This is a genomic window from Aquimarina macrocephali JAMB N27 (genome assembly GCF_000520995.1).
Lineage (GTDB): Bacteria > Bacteroidota > Bacteroidia > Flavobacteriales > Flavobacteriaceae > Aquimarina > Aquimarina macrocephali.
Genome location: NZ_JACA01000060.1, coordinates 1 through 233, shown reverse-complemented (window position 1 = coordinate 233; position 233 = coordinate 1). Strand labels below are relative to the sequence as shown.

1 protein-coding gene is annotated in these 233 nt (G+C 41.6%); it reads left to right on the top strand.

The window, feature by feature from the left end:
• Positions 1 to 233 (top strand): hypothetical protein (locus tag Z054_RS31940; RefSeq protein WP_035093598.1); only part of this gene is annotated, 233 nt, incomplete at both ends.

The window sequence follows — 233 nt, the reverse complement described above, 5'->3', positions numbered from 1 at the left end:
TATTAACAGATAACGACACTTTAGATGTTGTGGCTACTGATGCCGGAGGCAATAGTGGAAGTGGAGTAGTTACAATTGATACGACTGCACCTACTGCAGATACGTTTACTACCAATGACATTACCCCAACTTTAACCGGAACAGGAGAAGCAAATGAAACCTTAACGATTACTGTTGATGAGAACGGAGATGGTACCCCAGAGGTTACCTATACAGTAACTACAAATGCATCA